The 16764-nt window shown below is 69.1% G+C and carries 14 protein-coding genes; 7 read left to right on the top strand and 7 right to left on the bottom strand.

Annotation, left to right across the window (positions count from 1 at the left end; all coding sequences use genetic code 11):
• Positions 1-41: 41 nt before the first annotated feature.
• The 3 genes from ACZ7L6_RS42120 (at position 42) to ACZ7L6_RS42110 (ending at position 2251) form a co-directional block, all read left to right on the top strand.
• On the top strand, positions 42-773 hold the full coding sequence (locus ACZ7L6_RS42120) for an HAD family hydrolase (RefSeq protein ID WP_471933617.1): 732 nt from the start codon (positions 42-44) through the stop codon (positions 771-773).
• Entirely contained in the window at positions 770-1246 is a 477-nt protein-coding gene (locus tag ACZ7L6_RS42115; protein ID WP_471933615.1) for a GNAT family N-acetyltransferase, read from the top strand. Before ACZ7L6_RS42120 ends, ACZ7L6_RS42115 begins: the two co-directional genes overlap by 4 nt.
• Positions 1247-1414: 168 nt before the next feature.
• Entirely contained in the window at positions 1415-2251 is an 837-nt protein-coding gene (locus ACZ7L6_RS42110; protein WP_471933613.1) for a transposase family protein, read from the top strand.
• A gap of 76 nt (positions 2252-2327) precedes the next feature.
• Here ACZ7L6_RS42110 and ACZ7L6_RS42105 read toward each other — a convergent pair whose 3' ends face one another.
• On the bottom strand, positions 2328-3893 hold the full coding sequence (locus tag ACZ7L6_RS42105; RefSeq protein WP_471933611.1) for an oxidoreductase: 1566 nt from the start codon (positions 3891-3893) through the stop codon (positions 2328-2330).
• Positions 3894-4225: 332 nt separating this feature from the next.
• On the opposite strand from ACZ7L6_RS42105, the gene ACZ7L6_RS42100 reads away from it, so the two are divergent.
• Positions 4226-5206 (top strand): hypothetical protein, encoded by a 981-nt coding sequence (locus ACZ7L6_RS42100; protein ID WP_471933609.1) that lies wholly within the window; start codon positions 4226-4228, stop codon positions 5204-5206.
• 231 nt (positions 5207-5437) lie between these two features.
• On the opposite strand, the gene ACZ7L6_RS42095 is transcribed toward ACZ7L6_RS42100, so the two are convergent.
• The gene (locus ACZ7L6_RS42095) at positions 5438-5818 is read right to left on the bottom strand and encodes an antibiotic biosynthesis monooxygenase family protein (RefSeq protein WP_471933607.1); all 381 of its coding nucleotides are present in this window, start codon (positions 5816-5818) and stop codon (positions 5438-5440) included.
• 248 nt (positions 5819-6066) lie between these two features.
• On the opposite strand from ACZ7L6_RS42095, the gene ACZ7L6_RS42090 reads away from it, so the two are divergent.
• Positions 6067-7437, top strand: a complete 1371-nt coding sequence (locus ACZ7L6_RS42090; protein ID WP_471933605.1) for a PT domain-containing protein — start codon at positions 6067-6069, stop codon at positions 7435-7437.
• Positions 7438-7579: 142 nt separating this feature from the next.
• On the opposite strand, the gene ACZ7L6_RS42085 is transcribed toward ACZ7L6_RS42090, so the two are convergent.
• From ACZ7L6_RS42085 to ACZ7L6_RS42075, 3 genes are all read right to left on the bottom strand, one after another.
• On the bottom strand, positions 7580-9151 hold the full coding sequence (locus ACZ7L6_RS42085) for an SMI1/KNR4 family protein (RefSeq protein ID WP_471933603.1): 1572 nt from the start codon (positions 9149-9151) through the stop codon (positions 7580-7582).
• 515 nt (positions 9152-9666) lie between these two features.
• Positions 9667-10044: a VOC family protein gene (locus tag ACZ7L6_RS42080; protein WP_471933601.1), complete on the bottom strand. Its 378-nt coding sequence runs from the start codon at positions 10042-10044 to the stop codon at positions 9667-9669.
• Positions 10045-10462: 418 nt separating this feature from the next.
• Positions 10463-10900: a pyridoxamine 5'-phosphate oxidase family protein gene (locus ACZ7L6_RS42075; protein WP_471933599.1), complete on the bottom strand. Its 438-nt coding sequence runs from the start codon at positions 10898-10900 to the stop codon at positions 10463-10465.
• Between the two features lie 498 nt (positions 10901-11398).
• Between ACZ7L6_RS42075 and ACZ7L6_RS42070 the strand changes: the two genes are divergently transcribed.
• Both ACZ7L6_RS42070 and ACZ7L6_RS42065 read left to right on the top strand, forming a co-directional pair.
• Entirely contained in the window at positions 11399-11701 is a 303-nt protein-coding gene (locus tag ACZ7L6_RS42070) for a hypothetical protein (RefSeq protein ID WP_471933597.1), read from the top strand.
• A 302-nt stretch (positions 11702-12003) separates the two neighbouring features.
• Positions 12004-15093 carry an AfsR/SARP family transcriptional regulator gene (locus ACZ7L6_RS42065; protein WP_471933595.1) on the top strand — a complete coding sequence of 1030 codons (3090 nt, stop codon included), beginning with the start codon at positions 12004-12006 and terminating at the stop codon, positions 15091-15093.
• Between the two features lie 17 nt (positions 15094-15110).
• On the opposite strand, the gene ACZ7L6_RS42060 is transcribed toward ACZ7L6_RS42065, so the two are convergent.
• Positions 15111-15653: a hypothetical protein gene (locus ACZ7L6_RS42060; RefSeq protein ID WP_471933593.1), complete on the bottom strand. Its 543-nt coding sequence runs from the start codon at positions 15651-15653 to the stop codon at positions 15111-15113.
• Positions 15654-15721: 68 nt separating this feature from the next.
• Entirely contained in the window at positions 15722-16681 is a 960-nt protein-coding gene (locus ACZ7L6_RS42055) for a hypothetical protein (protein ID WP_471933591.1), read from the bottom strand.
• Positions 16682-16764: the final 83 nt, after the last annotated feature.

The raw sequence follows: 16764 nt of genomic DNA, 5'->3' as shown, positions 1-16764 counted from the left end.
CCCTGGCGTCGAACGCGACGACGTAGGCAGGATCGTGAGTCATGCGTGCAGTTGTGTTCGATATGGATGGGACGCTTTTGGATAGCGTCCCCACGGTGTCCCGCGCGTACGCCGACGCGATTCGCTCGCTCGGCGGCCCGCCGGTCTCGCCGGATGAAGTGGTCGCCGGCTGGCATGTCGGCCACACAGAGCTGGTTCTCGCGCACTTCCTCGGCCGCACCTGTGGCCCCGCCGAGGTCGAGCGGTTCCACGCTTACCTGGATCCGGCCGTCGCCGAGCTGCGGCCGTTCCCCGGCATACCGGCCCTGCTCGACGAAGTCGCCGATGCGGGCATGCGGCTGGGCGTATTCACGGCGGCCACCCGGCGAGTGGCTTCGAGCATGCTCGCTGCCGCCGGAATCGACGCGCGATTTGGCGTGGTCATCGCAGGCGACGAAGTCGGCAGGCCCAAGCCGGCGCCGGACGGATTGTTGCTGGCACTGCGGCAGCTCGGGGTTCCGGCCGAGGCAACTGCCTATGTGGGTGACGCTGAAGTGGACCTCGACTGTGCCAACGCCGCGGGAACGCTGGGAGTGCACGCCAGGTGGGGTGCACGCGCCGGTGTCCGTGCCGGGGCTCACCCGGTCGCGGCGCGTCCGTACGACGTGCTCAGCCTACTGGTGGCGCTACGCAGGCGTACGGGCGACGGCACGGCCCGCCAGGGCGGCTCCGGGACAGTGTCCCGCAGATCGGCAGATCAGTTGAGGCTCGCGAGTGAGGATGGGCAGTCGTGATCACCATTGGTTCGTTGCGCGAGGAGGACCGCGCCGCCTGGGAAGCGCTGGCGCGCGGTTACAAGGCGTTCTACCGCACCATGGTGCCGGACGAGGGCTACGAGCAGACTTGGCAGCGGCTATGGGGCGGCACCGAGTTCCACGGCATCGGCGCTTGGTCGCAAGGGAAGCTGGTCGGCATCGCGCACTACCTGTTCCACCCGACGTTCTGGATGGAAGACAGCTGCTACCTCCAGGACCTCTTCGTCGACGAGGCTGCACGCGGCCGAGGCGTGGCGCGGATGCTGATCGAGAAGGTGGCCGATGCATCGCGGGAGCAGGGGGCATCCCGCTTCTACTGGACCACTCAGGAGGACAACATCGCCGCCCGCGCACTGTACGACAAGGTGGCGAGCTTCAAGGGGTTCATACGCTACGACTACCCCATTGGCTTGCGACCTGGGGGAAGTGTTGGCGGGGCCGGTCAGCAGTGACGTGAGAACGGCCGCGTGGGTCAGGTGAGTTGTGAAGCTGACCTGGGCCCGCACGGCCTGCTCCCATCCTGCTCTGTCCGGTGTCTCCCGCACACTTGGGCGAGTTGTTCGCCGAACTCGCCGACCCGTGGGAGGCGGCCCGACAGTCCACACTGCGCGTGGCGCGGGGTGGTGAACGCAAGCGGGCGGCCGGGGCAGGACGCAAGCCGAAGCTGGTTCTTTACGACAGGCTGCTTCTCACGCCGGTACCCCTGCGCCATCAACTACCGCACGCGGTCCTGGCCGAACTTCGATATCGACCGCTCAACCGCCTCGGCGGCGATCCGGCAGGTCCGCCCGCTGCTCGCGGCACGCGGCTTCGCGGTGCCCGACCGGCCCGGGGTACGACTGCGGACGCTGGCCGACGTCTTCGCCTACGCCGAGGCCGAGGCCGTCGAACTGCGGCTCGACGGAGCTGAGACGCAGGTCAGGCGCCCACAGACGGGCCGCCCCGGACGCCGTGCCTTCGTCTCTGGCAAGCGGAAGCAGAACACGATCAAGACCACCACGTTCAGCGACAGACAGGGCCGGATGCTGCTGTCCGGGGTCGTACGGCCCGGCCGGATGCACGACCAGACCGCCGTGCGCACTGAGGGCATCGCCGAGCAGTTCCGGCTCCACCCGGCGGTGAAGTCCCGGGCCGACGCCGGGTATGCCGGGCTGGCCAAAGAGTTCCCCGACCAGGTCACCGCCCCGCCGAAGAAGCCGAAGGACGACGGGTGCGACGGCGGCAAGCGGGCCTGGCAACAGGCACGGCGGCGACAGTCCTCCGCGCGGATCTGCATCGAGCACACCAACGCCGAGCTGCGGCAATGGGCGCCCCTGCGACGCTTCACCGGATCCCGTGACACCTACGCCGAGACCCATCTGGCGATCGCCAGCCTGGTCTCCGACCGCTCCGCGCGGCGCCCCACCCGCCGCCGGACCAGCACCGAACTCGTCCTCGTCCGCGACAGAGCCAGCTGATCACACCAGCCGAACCGTCAGGCCCGCACGTCCAGACCACAATTTCCCCCGCGGTTGTAAGGGCAGCTCTGGCCCGCTAGTTCTTCTGCAGGGTGCGGGTGACACCCGCGATGACGGCGGTTGTCAGCATCCAGCCGAAGGCGATCAGCAGGTAGGCCAGCCACTGGAGGCTGTCGTTCGACCAGTACCAGGCCGTGCGCTGCCCCAGACCCCCGATGGGGATCAAGAGGTCGAGTGTGTAGACGAGGGGCTGGAACGGGGCACCTTCGCCTTGTTTGACCGGCTTGGGGGCATCTGTGTCGAAGGACAGTGTTCCCAGCAGGATCAGTGCGAGGAGCCAAACGCCGGCCAGCCAGGGCCGGTAGCCGTAGCCGACGGTCGCGTCGAGGAGGTGGCCCCATGCGCGGGCTGCCGGGGACAGTGCGCGGCGCCGGTGGCGCTGCTTGGCGAGGAGGACGCGGCGGGCGTCGTCGTCATGCCCGGCCTTGCGGTACCAGGCCGCCAACTGCTCGTACGGTTGTGGGTTGTAGCCCGGGCTGCTGCGTATCCATGCCACGCGTCGGGCCACGGACTCCCGGTCGCCCACTGCCTCGTGGCGCTCGTCATTCGCGTCCGCCGTCTTGATGGAGCCGTAGACGAAGCCGTCCAGCTCCGCCCTCTCCGGCCAGCTGTGCTCGTTCTCGTGAACGTACGACACCTGGGCACCCCGCAGGTCGACGGTGCCGGACGGGGGTCGGGCGAGGGTGAGATCGAGGTCGACGGCTTGCAGGTGCATGGCGATCAGGGCCGGGGCGTTTCCGCCGTCGGTGGGTGGGCCGTTCAGGACGGCTCCGTCGAAGGTCACGTTGTCCGTGACCTGGGTCCCGCGCAGCCGTACCGTGCCGTTCGCGGTGAATCCCTCGGAGAACTTGAGTGCCGAGGCGATGGCGTTGTCGAGGGTGAGGGCCACGCCGCGTGGGCCGGGTCCTTCCAGGCGGGCGCCCTGCATGACCAGCGTCCCCGGCAACTTTGCCCCCATCAGCCGGACTTCCCCGTATGCGACGAACCCGTTTCGGCAGAAGACACCCCCTTCCATGGCCAGGCCACCGGCCGACAGGGCCCACCCGTCCGGTGCGATCAACTTGGCCCCGTTCAGGAGCAGGCCGCCATTGATCCGGGCGTCGGTGAGTGACAGGGCGGTGCTCAAGCGGTTGAAGGGGGTGGGGGCGCCGCCCTCCACCACGGAGTGCCGCAGGGAGAAGTTGCCCTCGATGCGGGCCGAATCGGCCTCGATGCCGGGTATCCGGCTGTCCGTGAACACGAGGGTCTGCGTTGACGCGCCGAGGAGATTCACCGCCTCCTCGAACCAGCATGCCTCCAGCCAGAGGGCATGGGCGATCTGCGCGCCGGCCAGGTCCAGGCGTCCGGAGATCCGTGCTCCGGTGAGCCTCAGACGCGCCACCGCACCCGGTTGCCCGGTGTTCGCGCCCAGCAGCAGCGCGGCGACCACCGCCGCCCGCACGGTCCGCTCGGGTCTCCACCGTCCGCCGCCGGCGACCCTGTCCTCCTCCGGAGTACCCGTACGCAGGTCCACCCGCCGCCCCTCGGGGAACGCGTCCCACAATTCACGCTCAGGTGAGGTCAACTCGTCGTAGGAAAGCACTCATGCAGAGTAGTGATCTTCCTTCGTGCTCGCCTGACCCCATCGCACCCGGATCGGACGAAGTCCCTTTCTGTCAGGAGTTCCAAGCCCGTCATCGACCGGATGGCCGCCGTAACCAACCTTGAGCATGCTCCACGCCACCAGGCGGCGCTCACCGGCCACGACGGCATCCGCAGCCATATCCTGCACGTGGTGACCCTGGAGCCGGGTGACTGGAGCATGGCGAAGTGGACGCCGTGGCCCTTGACCCGGCAGTCACGTAGGAGCTTCCAGCCCTTCATTGGGGCGAAGGTGGGCTTGTCGGGGGCGCGAATTCGCTTGAGGGAGCGGTTGTGTTCCGGGCCCAGGCGTCGGCGGTGCTCTTCGCGCTCGTGTACCGGATGCGGCCGGGATCGGTGCCCCCGCAGCTGCGTGGCAGCGTCGGTGAACTCGCCGGTGACCTGGCCGACTTGTGGCGGTCGTACGCCGCTCTGCTCCGCGGCCAGGGCCGCGCCCATGGAGATCCCGACCTCGAGGACCGCGGCATCGCCTGGTTGCGTGGGCTCGCCGGGCACCTGCCGCCGGGCGACCCGCGGCGGTCGGACGCCCTGGTCGACCTGAGCGGCGCCCTGTATTCCCGCTACCAGCACCGGGGAAACCGCGCCGACCTCGACGAGGCCGTCGAGACGGGACTGCGCGGCGCGGACGGCCGGCCGCCGCTGGACACCGGCCGCGCCGCCGCGTTGATCAACGTCTGCCTCGCCCTGCGCACCCGCTTCGAGCACTTCGGCCTGACCGCCGACATCCACCGGGCCGTCGACGCCGGCAGCCTCGCCCTGGCCGCATGCCCCGCCGACGCCGCCGACCGTCCCCTCGTCCTCGGCACGCTCGGGGCCACCGTCCGGGTCCTGAACGAGCACACCGGGAACCCCGCAGAACTCGACGAGGCCGTGGCACTGCTGCGCCGGGCGGTCGCCACCATTCCCGGCGGCCACCCCTTCCTCGCCACGCACCGCAACAACCTCGGCTGCGCCCTCATACGGCAGTACGAGCGCGGTCCCCGGGGCGGCCCGCTGCTCGACGAGGCGATCGACCATCCGCGTCGCGGCGCCGCCCAGCCGCACCCTCGCCGGGGCGCCTATCTGGCGAACCTGGGTTCCGCCCTGTTTCGCCGCTGGGTCGACGCACGCCGCCCGCGACCGGCCGACCTTCGCGAGTCGGAGCGTGTCCTTACCGAGGCGTACGGAGCCCTGGGCCCCCAGGACCCTGACCGTCACACGATCGGCCTCCTGCTCGGCGAAGTGCGTGAAGCCCTGCGACGGGTGGAGAAGTAAGATCCCGCAGTCGCGTGCGGGACGGCGGTGGCGCATCGGCCAGCCGCAGGTGCGCTCGAAAACCCAGGACCGCTTCGTTCGGCAGCCGGTGTCGGCCCACGCCCTGGTCACGGGAGGAGCTGCCGCAGATATCTCGTCAGCTCAACCGCAAAGCAGCCTCTTGCCGGACGGGAACACCCCGCAGGCGATGCGAGCCTGTGGTGGGGCGGTTGCCGAGGTGACTTCGGTTGGTCAGCTTGCTGTCGGGCTCTGCGGGTCCTTCGCTCGCATGAACCCGTGGCTGCGCTCCACTTTCGCCACATGCAGCGTGTAGCTCTGATACCACTCGGCTTGCCCGCGCTTTTGCGCCGCGCGGTGCTCGGCGTTGCTCCGCCACTCCGTGAGGGCGTCGGAGTCGCGGAAGTACCCGACGGTGATGGACAGCCCGCCAGGAGTATGCGCGTGGTCCATCCCCAGGAACCCAGGGACGTCCTTCACCAGTTCTTCCATGCGTGCGGCGGTCTCGCTGTAGCCGCTCTGGTCCTGGGTTCGCACCGATGTGAAGACAGCCACGTAGTAAGGGGGTTCATAGGCTTCGACGGGCGTGACAGGTGCTTCGGAGTGATTGCTCATGGCGCCACTGTAGGGCTGGGTGGGCCCAGCGATCCGGTGTCTTTCCTGAACGGGATACACAAAGGATCCGGCTCTTGACCAAAGCTGTCCGAGCCGACGTTCTCCCGGGCTGCGATGAGCAGCCGCGCGGCTGCCGCACGAGCAGTCGGAGATCATCGGGCACCTACCGCAGGGGAACCGCCCTGCCGGATTCTGCGTGATCTCCTGACGTGCTGTCGGCTGGTGATGGGCGATCGAAGGGGGACCGGGTGAGGGTCCGGGTGTGGGCGATGGTGAGCGTGGCGGCGTCGGCCTCTGTTGCGCTGGTGGCGTGCGGTCCGGAGAAGCCGAAGGAGTACACGGGCGCGGAGCCTTCGCGGGCATCCGCAGCCGAGGCCGCTCAGTTCGCACCGCTGGTGCGGCTCCACAAGAAGGAGTCGCTGATGCCGATGGACGCGACGCGATTCATCGAGCGGTCCGTGCTGCGCTTCGACCACGACGGCCTCTGCCGTGACGAGGAACCGGTGGCAGAACCTGTCGACCCGCGGCGGCTGGGCATGCGCACCGCCGAGCCGTATCGACACCAGGACGTCGAGCCCGGGAAACCGTCAGCACAGCCGCTGTCCTGCCCCGGGCACGCGGGGCAAGAGCATGCCACGACCGATGTCGCCGCCGGGTTCTATCTCGACCCGCCGAAGGAGGTGCGCAAGGGCGAAGGCCCGGGCGCGCCCGTCTACTGGGAGTACCACAAGCACAAGACAGACCCGGCGCGCACGGCGTACGTGTACTGGTTCTTCTACGCCTACAACAAGCTGAACCCCGGCAACAGGCACGAGGGTGACTGGGAGCGCGTCGCGGTCCAGCTGCGCGACGGCGAGCCGGAGGCGGTGACGTTCGCCAAGCACGGCAACAATCCGTGCAGCGTGAAGTGGTCGGATCTGAAATTGAGCGGCGGGCATCCGACGGTGTACTCGGCGCTCGGTTCACACGGCTCCTATTCCACTGTCGGATACCACCGGGTGACCGCCACGTTCGACCGGACCTCGGAGGGCGGCGCCGAGTGGCACGCGTGGGACCACGTCCGCCCGGTCGACCTCGAGCCCTGGTGGGGGTACGCCGGGTGGTGGGGTGCGCAGGAACACGTGAACGGGTTCAACGGGCCGATGGGCCCGTACCCGAAGCGTCAACTGCCGGGCGTTTTCACCGATGACCGGTGCGGGGGTGCTGACGAGCCGCCGGCGGAGCCGAGCGCGGAACCGAGCGCTCAGCCGACCGCGGAACAGCCCGCGCCCAGGACGAAGGAAGGGGCGATTCAGCGGTACGAGGAGTACCTCCACGCCCTGGGCCGGGAGGACATCGACACGGTCTGCGAGGTGGCCGGACCCGCGGCGAAGAAGGCGCAGGACCAGGGGTTCGGTCCGTGCACGTCGACGTACGCCGTCGTGTTCCAGATGATCTCACCCGAGCAGAAGAAGGCTCTGCAGACCGCGACAGTCGACCCGCAGCGCGTCGTTGTGCGAACGCCCGACAAGGTCGAGATGCCGGTCGAGGCGGTCAGGTCCTCCGCCACCTTCTCCGAGAGCGACCTCGGCAGCTACACCCTGGAGTACATCAAGGACGCTTGGTACATCACCGACTGAAGCCCACGCGCACCGGGGCCCCTTCCCCTCCTGCCTGGAGCGGGCGTCGGCAAGCTCGCGATGGGGCCCGCTGACACGCTGTTTGTTCGGGAGCCGGCCCGGTTGTGTGACCACGACCAGGCCGGCTCCCGGACGGCGCGATTCAACCGCCGGACTGGAGAGTGCCGGTGACGCGGAGGGCGTTCTCGGTGTTGACGCCGATGCGGCCTGCCCAGGCGAGGGCGTCGTCGAAGGTGGCGTCGCCGTCGGCGAGGCAGGCGGCGGCGAGGGTGGGTGGCACCTTGCCCTCATCCAGGAGGGTGGTCCATTGGCGGACGGTGAGGGAGAGGTAGCGCAGGTCCGGGAGGTCGGCCAGGACAGGCAGGTTGGGGACGTCGGCTCCCGAGAGGTCGAGGCCTCGCAGGTGGGGGATCGTCGTCAGCGGGGTGATGTCGGCGGGAGCGGTGGTGCTCAGGTCGAGGGACGTGAGATGGGGGTGGGCTTCGAGGGGCGTCAGGTCGCCTTCGGTGACGGCGATGCGCAGGGATTCGACGGGCAGTTCGCGTACGGGCGTCAGGTCGGCGGTGGTGGAGCGGTTGAGGTGGAGACGGCGCAGTCTCGGGGCGGCGGTGAGCGGGGCGAGGTCGACGAGGCGGGTCACGTCGTTGATGTGGATCGCCTGAAGGGTGGGCGGGACCTCGTCGGGGATGTCGCCGCCGATGATCTGCTGGGGGGCGGGATCGCGGTCGGGTTCGAGCAGGGAGATGTGGTCGCCGTGCTTCTCGTAGGCGCCCTGGTCCAGGAGTGCCAGGTAGTGACCGAGAAGTGAGGTGACCGAGTCGGCGACGTAGGCGGGTCCCTCGTCGTAGTCGCGGCCCGTCTGGATGATCTGTCCGGGGTGGCCGTCGCGAGCCGGGGACATGTCGACGGCCAGGAAGTTGCCGTCCTCGCCGCTGCCGAAGCGCAGCCAGCCGGGGTGGCCTCCACAGCGGCGGACGGTGTCGGTGGGCGCGGTGTCGAAGACGACGGCGTCCCATTCCAGGTCCCAGCCGTACCAGGGCCGTTCGCCCGCGCCCCACTCGGTGGACTCGGCAACCATGCTCTGGAGCGACAGCCAGGCGTTGCCCTGGAACAGGTAGCGGTTCTCGTAGCCGATGCCGTCGCCGTCGGCCATCAGGTAGAGCGCCCGCAGGTCGGAGGGCAGGCGGTGCCCCAGCCGGCGTTCGGCCTCCTCGATCGCGGCGGCAGTGGCAGGCGGGGGCAGTTCCTCGGGATGCCCCAGGATGGCGGCACGCCGCTCGAGGTAGGCGCGGAAGCGTGCCACGGCCACGTCGGGATCCCCCATCGGCGTGGCGGTGCCGGCCTCCTGACGCCGACCGGGCTGGGGCAACCGGTAGTCGGGGTCCAGGACCACCTGGAAGCCGCCGCCCGTCCCGGTCACCCTGCTGATGGCGTCGCTGAAGGCGACGAGCCGGTACTCGCCGGACGGCCGGCACCGGATCTCCAGACTGACGGGCTCCCAGCCGCGGTCCTCGCGCAGCCTCTCCGCCAGCGCCATGAGTTCCACGTAAGGATTGGGCAGCCCCGTGTTCCAACTCTCCCCGTGCCGGCTGTAGCCACCGGTCACTCCGGTACCGCCCCGCCCTGCCCGACCGTGCAGAACCGCATGCGTCCAGCCGTTCGGGGCCTCGGCCACGATCGCCTCGACTATCGGTCGTACCGCCTGCTCCAGCATGCTCGCTCCGTGCTGTCGATGTTGCCGTGCATCATGGCAGTGGCCACTGACAGTGGGACTGGGTGGGCCTGAACGGGTCGGGCATCGACAGCAGTTCGAAGCGACCTCTCCGCTTGTACGTGCTGCTGCGGATGCTGCGGTGCGTACGGGGCGCCACGGCATCACAGATGGGCCGGGTGATCAGGGTTGAGAACAGGGACGAACGCTCCTACGTACGCACGGCGACGCGGAAGCTCGCAGAGCGGAGCCTGGCGGAGACGAACGGACAGATCGTCGAGGACAACATCTGGAACTTGGCCCGGCGCGGGACAGTAGGAAGAGGTGTGCGATGCGATCCTTCGACGCCGGCGAGGCGGTACTACGGCGCGACGTGCAGCGCAGCGGCCGCCTGTAGAGCGAGCAGGCGCTGATCATCGCCGACACCGGCGGGGACGTCGTGTACAACGGATGACATCTCCAGCCGCCCGACCGCCCCGGCACGATGCGACGCCGGGGCGGTTTCCTGCCGTGTGCGCTCAGGACCGGGGACGGTTGCGGCACAGGCAGAACGGATGCCCGGCCGGGTCGGTGTAGACCTGCCAGCCGTAGCCGGACTCGCCGACGAAGCTCTTCTGGAAGGTCGCTCCCAGCTCGATCACCCGACGCTGCTCGGGCTCGAACTCGTCCACCTCGAAGTCGAGATGGAACTGCTGAGGATGCTCCTGCCCCGGCCAGCTGGGCCGCTGGTAGTTCTCCACCCGCTGGAACGACAGCTCGACGCCGTCGTTGCGCAGGTTGACCCAGTCCTTGGTGCTGATCTCTGTGTTGATCTCCCAGCCCAGCAGCCCGGCGTAGAACTCGGCCAGCTTCCAGGGGTCGGGACAATCGAGGATGACATCGGTGAACGTCAGCATCCGATCATCATAAATCGCGCCCGCCGGACGCCCGCGACGCATGAGCTGGCGCCGCGCCTCGACCCCGCCGGCGCGGCGGCACCGGCCCACCGGAACGGTCCTGCAATCCGCACCGCCCCGGGTGCCTGTAGTCGGTGCCGACGTCCCGGAACTGAGCGAACACCGGGCGCGGTCAGTGGAGCGGGCGATGCCGGCGATCCTCACTGAGCCCGAGGAGAAGAACAGCATGGCGATGCTTCCAACGAGGCGTCTCGCGCCTGGAGTTGGCCCCTCACCGACCCACGGCCCTGCGCGGCGATCGTTGACCGCTTACCGTTCAACGCCACCATCACCGAGACCGGAACCGAGCCCTACGCCGTGCCAGCCGCTCGCCTGGCCCGCACGAAGGCGCAGCAGAACGACATCGCAAAGCACACCGTCACAACGCCACGGAGTAACTGAGATCTGTCGCGGTGAGCGAGGCGGGCCTCAAACGCAGCCACGTCGTGCCTCGTTCGCCCGGATCATCGTGCAGGTAGTGCACGAAACGCTCGTCCCACAGAGCCTCGTCCGCTCCCAAGTAGCGGGCAAGCTTGCGCCGCCCCCGTGGCACATCGAAGGGCACAAGCTCGGCCCGGCCCCGAGCGATCACCTGCCGGACACGTCCAGTGGCGAGATGACACTCGTCAACCACGAGAGCGACGTTCGGGTCGTCCTTCACACGGTCGAACAGCCGGGCCCACGGGCCTGTCAAGGTCCAGAAGGCTCCCTCTTCCCATAGGAACCAGACTGGACGCACTGTGGGCCCGCTCGTCGCGATCCGAGCGGTGAGCGGCTGCTGCAAGAAGGCGTCCACATCAAAATCAGGAGACTCCACATCGCCAATTTTCCGGTGCCGCCCATCACTTCACCACCGGCCTACGACCTACGACCAAAGCGCAGACGCCCCGAGCCCCGGGAAGAAGAGAGGCAAGACGCCCCCTCAAGTGGTCCCGCCGCAGACCACTCCCCGAGCCATTGGGCGCCCGGTGAGATGACGCGGGCAGTCACTTCGAGGCCTCGTTGCAGGCAGGCCCGACGGCGGTACGCCGACCACAGCGGCGAAGTCGAACAGGCCGCCAGAGAAGTCCGCGCCGACGAACATCGCCATGGTGAAGTCGACCAGGGCCGGCACCGACGAGCAGCGGCAGGGCCAGGCCGTTGAGGGCGCCTGGGCGAGGATCGAGGCGTGGCTGAAGCACAATGCTCCGGGCTCCTTCGGGTTGCTCCCTCCAACTGCTCCAGAGGCCGACATCCACGCGGTTGAGCAGGAGCTCGACCTTGTCATTACTGGGTTGAGGGGCCCCACACCACCGGTCGGCCAGCGGATCCCGCGATGCGATACCTCGCCTTCGCCGCGACCGACCGCAGCGGCTTGTACGGCCTCTTCACCGACTCCACCCCAGGGCCCGGCTACGGACGCATCGGAACCTTCGAAGAGGCCGGCATCCCGAAGCTGGGCGCATGGCCGTCGTTCGCCGACTACCTCATCAAAGTTGCCGATGCCCCTTACGAGAACCGTGGTGTGGAGTACGCGGACGGACGCCAGGACAGGACTGTGCCCGGTCTCGTCGATAAGGCTCTGGTGTGGGAGGGGCCTGTGTATCCGCTGGAGCCGGACTGGGAGCGCTTCGCATAACGCTGTGGCCCAGCCGCAGGATCCGTCAGCCAACGGCCAGTCAGCCAACCTCCTTCCACACACAGACCGTGTCGGCGCCCTTGCAGTGCTGAAGGCCGGGATCGCTGATGAAGAACCCGTCCTCGTCCAGCAGCGGCATCTGCGGGACGAACTTTCATGCCGAGGTAGCGGAACGCGCCCTCGTTCTGGTCCCGCGGCACGGAGGCGCGATCGCCCTTCTCGAAACCTTGGCCAGATCTTGAGTTGGCCGCTCCGAGCCGCCTTCGACATCGTGGGACGGCGCCCAAGGGGGGAGCGGTGTGATGGCAGTGGAGTTCCGCGTACTCGGTGACACCGCGGTTCAGATCGACGGCAGACCAGTGGAGTTGGGACCTCCCAAACAGCGCTCCGTCCTGGCGGCGTTGCTGGTCGACGCTCCCCGCGCCGTCTCGACCGCCGCGCTCATCGACCGGGTGTGGGGGGAGACCACGCCGCAGCAGGTCAGAAACACGCTGTACGGGTACGTCTGTCATCTGCGGAAGGCATTGGAACCCGCAGGCAAAGACGCCATCATCAACAGGACCTCAGGGGGCTATGCGGTGGAGGCCGATCAACTCGCCGTGGACCTCCACCGGTTCCGCGCCCTGGTGCGGCGGGCCCGCGCGGCGGAGGACGCCTCACGTGGCGCAGAACTGTTCGAGCAGGCCTTGGAGTTGTGGCAGGGAGAGCCCTGCTCGGCTTGCGACACACCGTGGTTCGGCACGCTGCGCGCAGGGCTGCTCCGGGAGTGGTTCGCCGCCACACTGGACTTCAACGACGTCCAGCTGCGCCTCGGCCGCCACGGAATGCTGCTGCCCCAGCTCGCTTCTCTGACCGAGGAGCATCCCTTCGACGAACGAGCGGCCGGACAGCTCATGCTGGCTCTGTACCGCGGCGGGCGGGCCTCCGACGCCCTTCAGCGCTACGACCTCCTGCGCCGACGCCTGGCGGAGGAGTTGGGCACCGATCCCGGACCAGAGTTGCGCCGACTGCACCAGCAGATCCTGACCGCCGCCCCCGCGCTCGCTCCCGCGTCCACCCTCACTCCCGCCCCCGCCCTCGCTCCCGCCTCAGGCGCTGCCTCCCCTTCCGAGCCTGCCCGGATCCAGCAGGACGACAGCGGTGGCGGCGCTCCAGAAGATCGGGGTGGCGGCGCGAGCGGCCAACAGCTCGTGCCCCGCCTCCTTCCGCCTGCCCCCGCGCTGTTCGTGGGCCGCGACCAGGAACTGGCCGGAGCCTGCCGGATGCTCGGCCGGATGACGGCGGGGCCGGTGACGCTGCTGGTGACCGGGCCGGCCGGAGTGGGCAAAACGGCCTTCGCCGTATCCGCGGGGCATGCGCTCGGTTCGCGGTTCACCGACGGCCAGCTCTACGTCGACCTGCGGGCCTTCGACGACGACCGGGTGGAGCCGTTCACGATCCTGGGGGCGTTCCTACGGGCGCTCGGCGTACGCGGCGGTGCCGTACCCCCCGATCTCACCGGCCGCGTGCACCTGTACCGCACCTTGCTCGCGCAGCGCAGAACACTCGTGGTGCTGGACAACGCAGCCGATGCGCAGCAGGTGAACGACCTCATGCCCAGCGGAGCCCAGTGCGCCGCCATCGTCACCAGCCGCACCACCCTGTCGGACCTGAGCGGCCACCGGCTCCCCCTGGGAGTCCTGGACTCCGAGACGGGACTCGCCCTGTTGCGGGAGATGATCGGCGTCGACCGAACCCGCGCCGAGTCTGACGCGGCCCGGGCCATCGTGGCGACCTGCCAGGGCCTTCCCCTGGCCGTGTGGGTCGCCGGTGCGCGGCTGGCCGCGCGACCGCACTGGCCGCTGGGCAAAGTCGCCCGCGCGCTGGCGGACGAGCACCGCAAGCTGGACGAACTCGCCGTCGGCCACATAGCCGTACGGGCCAGCCTGGAGCTGACCTACCAGGGAATGACCCCCACGAACCGGCACGCCCTGCGCATGCTCGCCCTGCTGCCCACACCGGACTTCGCCGCCTGGGCGCTGGCCGCACTCCTGGACCTGGATCTGGACCGTGCGGAAGCCGTACTCGACGACCTCGTGGAAGTGCATCTCGTGGAGGCCGGCTCGACGGGGCCGACCGGTATGCGTTACCGGCTGCACGACCTGGTGCGCCTGCTGGGCCGGGAAAGAGCGGAGCGGGAGGTGCCGGCGCAGGACCGTACCGCCGCGCTGTCCCGGCTGCTGGGGGCGAGCCTCTATCTTGCCGACCTGGCCGCGGACAGCCTCAGTGTCGACTTCCAGGGCATCTCGCAGACCGGCCTGGCGTCCTGGCGGCCCTCTCCGGCAGACGCCGCCCAACTCCTCTGCGATCCACAGGCCTGGTTCAACGCCGAGCGCCAGTCCCTCATCGCCGTGGCGGACCAGGCACTCGACAGAGAAGAGATCATGTCGGCGGCCGCGCTCGCCACCGCACTGACCACGCTGTTCCAGATCGGAAGCCACTTCGACGACTGGGAACGGCTCCAGGGCCGGGCCCTCAAGGCCGCCCTGCGCGGCGGCCATCGGCGCAGCGCCACGCAACTCCACCGGTGCCTGGGCGAACTCACCACCATTCTCGACCGGTATCCGGAGGCGCTGGACCACTTCCAGCAAGCGCTGAAGCTCGCCGACGGAGAGGACCCGGCCTATCTGGCCAGCGCCACGGCCGGATTGGCGTACGTGCACCGACTGCTGGGTCAATACGCCTCCGCCACTCGCCATTTCGAGCGGGCGGCGGAGCTGGCCCGCAGCGCGGGAAACGTCAACTGCCTTGTCTACGCCACCAACGGCATCGGCGTCATAGAGCTGGAGCAGGGGCGTGTCGAGGCAGCCGTGGAGCGCTTCTCGCAGTGCTTGCGAGCCAGCCGGGACGCCGGCTACCGCCCCGGCGAAGCACAGGCCCTGCGCTGCCTGGGACAGAGCCACCGCGCCCACGGCGCCTACCCGGCCGCCGCGGACTGCTTCAGACAGGCCGCCGCGATCAGCGAGAACCTCGGCGACCGGCTGACCGCCACACATGCCCTCTGTTGGCTCGGCGACGTGCTCGTACGGCAGGGCGCGCAGCGCCAGGGGCGCCGACTACTGGCCCGTGCCCTGTGGACCTACCGCGAATTCGGCAACCTGTGGGGTGAGGCGGCGACGCTCTACGCGCTCGCGGAGGCACAACTCGCCGTCGGGCGCGTGAAACAGGCTCGTCGACGCGCCGCAGCGGCCGCCGGCCTGTGGCGGAAGATCGGCTCCCGGACCTGGCTGGCCACCGGCCTGGACACCCTGGCCGAGGCCCACGCCCTGGCCGGGAACGCCACGGCCGCCGCACGGGCCCGCGACGAGGCTGCGGAAATACGCAGGGAGCTGGGAGCCACATGGATGAGCTAGGGCGGGCTTCAGCGCCGTCATGACTGACTGTTGATGAACCCGATCGTCACAGCTCCCCACCACCCCAGTTGGGAGAGCGCGGCCGAGAGCACTCCGCGCACGAGCAGCCGCCGCGGGGGCGGGGAGCCGGCCTGGTCGGCCAGGGTACGGTGCAGGGCTTGCGCGTGCACTCCATTGAGTGCGATCAGCAGGACGAGCACCAGCTTGATCCGGGTGAGGGCTGCTCGTGGATCGGGGTCGAGGACGGTCCCGCTCAGCACCAGTCCGGCCAGACCGGCCCACACGGGCACGTGCAGCGGGCCGGCGAACTCCAGTGCCTGGTGCAGGCTCCGCCGTCCCAGCAGCCACAGCGTGCCGTAGTAGTCGATGGTCAGCACCGAGCCCAGTCCGATGACCAGCGCCCCGAGATGCACGAACAGCGCGGCCGTGCGCACCGCTGGACCGGCCTGCACATGGAACGCCGCCCACAAGCTGCCCGCCCAGGCCAGGCAGATGAGCATGTCGGCGACGATCAGCGTCCAGCCGTACGGGCCTCTGGGGGAGGACGGACCCGGGTTCATGTGATCACCTCCATGGCAGGGCGGTGGGGCGGCGGGGCGCGCGCTCGTGCCCCACCGCCTGAGGTGGATCAGTTCTGGGCCACCCAGCCGGCCATGATCCCCATGACGTCGCCGTGTGAGTGCCCCGAGCTCTCGTACCTGCTGGTGATCTGCAGGACATCTCCCCGGTGGATCGTGCCGAGAGGGTCACCGCTGCACGGTGGCATGTCCGAGATCTCGGTGTTTCCGTGCAGGTCGATGAACTCGGGGCTGCCGCCTTCCTCGGCCACGATGGTGCACAAGGGCTTGCCGGTGGTGAGGTTCTCGGTCCGCACCGAGTGGCCGCCGTGGTGGAGGTGGCCGCGCATGTGCACCAGCGTCCCGGAGATCGTGGACCGCCACCGTCGGGTCTTTTCGCTGACTCCCTGCGGAACGTCGTAGGCGCTGCCGAGGCATCCGCCCGCGTCCATCCAGATCGGTGTCACCGGCTTGAGCCGCGAACCCGTGGCGGGTTCATGTGTGTAGGTGACGGAGATGTATACCGTCTTTTTCTCCGGGGCGTGGTTCATCATGTCGTAGAGCATGTTCCACCGCTCGCCTCTGCCGACCTTGATGCCGTATCCGGCGGGCAGGATGCTCTCCACCCGCTCGTTGCCGGAGGCGAATATGCGCTGCGGACCGTTGCAGACGACGTCGTTCTTCCAGTGGTTTCCCATCACCATGTGGTGCAGCATGGGGCCCGTGTTGACGTTGGCGTTCGACCCGTCCGCGTACACCAGATTGGGTTTGAATCCGGTGATGAAGCAGTCGTCGCACGGCTTCTGGACGTTGAAAGAGAGTCGGTTCCGCGTTTCCCCGTGGTCGTGCCCCGAAGCGGCCGGGATGGTGATGGGCCCGTACCGTACGGTCGTGACCTGCGGGCCGCGGTACTGCGGGGACTCGCTGGGGGCAGCAGCGGCGGCCGAGAGGGCCGGGGGCACGGCGCCGGCCGCCAGGGCCATGGCCATGGCCATGATGGCGGCACGCACCGCGTGTTTTCGGTGCAGCATGATTTCCCTCCTTTGCTGGAAAGAGGTTTCTCCGGATCTGCCGGTACGCACGGAAAATGGGCGTTGACCGGCGGCGGCAGCTG

Source organism: Streptomyces sp. NPDC107522 (assembly GCF_055657525.1).
This window is presented reverse-complemented; position numbering and strand designations above follow the sequence as displayed.

What these genes read in the sequence shown, in the direction of transcription:
- ACZ7L6_RS42065 (WP_471933595.1), top strand. Translation starts at nt 12,004, where the DNA reads ATGGCAGTGGAGTTCCGCGTACTCGGTGACACCGCGGTTCAGATCGAC.
- ACZ7L6_RS42080 (WP_471933601.1), bottom strand. Translation starts at nt 10,044, where the DNA reads ATGCTGACGTTCACCGATGTCATCCTCGATTGTCCCGACCCCTGGAAG.
- ACZ7L6_RS42095 (WP_471933607.1), bottom strand. Translation starts at nt 5,818, where the DNA reads ATGAGCAATCACTCCGAAGCACCTGTCACGCCCGTCGAAGCCTATGAA.
- ACZ7L6_RS42060 (WP_471933593.1), bottom strand. Translation starts at nt 15,653, where the DNA reads ATGAACCCGGGTCCGTCCTCCCCCAGAGGCCCGTACGGCTGGACGCTG.
- ACZ7L6_RS42085 (WP_471933603.1), bottom strand. Translation starts at nt 9,151, where the DNA reads ATGCTGGAGCAGGCGGTACGACCGATAGTCGAGGCGATCGTGGCCGAG.
- ACZ7L6_RS42055 (WP_471933591.1), bottom strand. Translation starts at nt 16,681, where the DNA reads ATGCTGCACCGAAAACACGCGGTGCGTGCCGCCATCATGGCCATGGCC.
- ACZ7L6_RS42120 (WP_471933617.1), top strand. Translation starts at nt 42, where the DNA reads ATGCGTGCAGTTGTGTTCGATATGGATGGGACGCTTTTGGATAGCGTC.
- ACZ7L6_RS42070 (WP_471933597.1), top strand. Translation starts at nt 11,399, where the DNA reads ATGCGATACCTCGCCTTCGCCGCGACCGACCGCAGCGGCTTGTACGGC.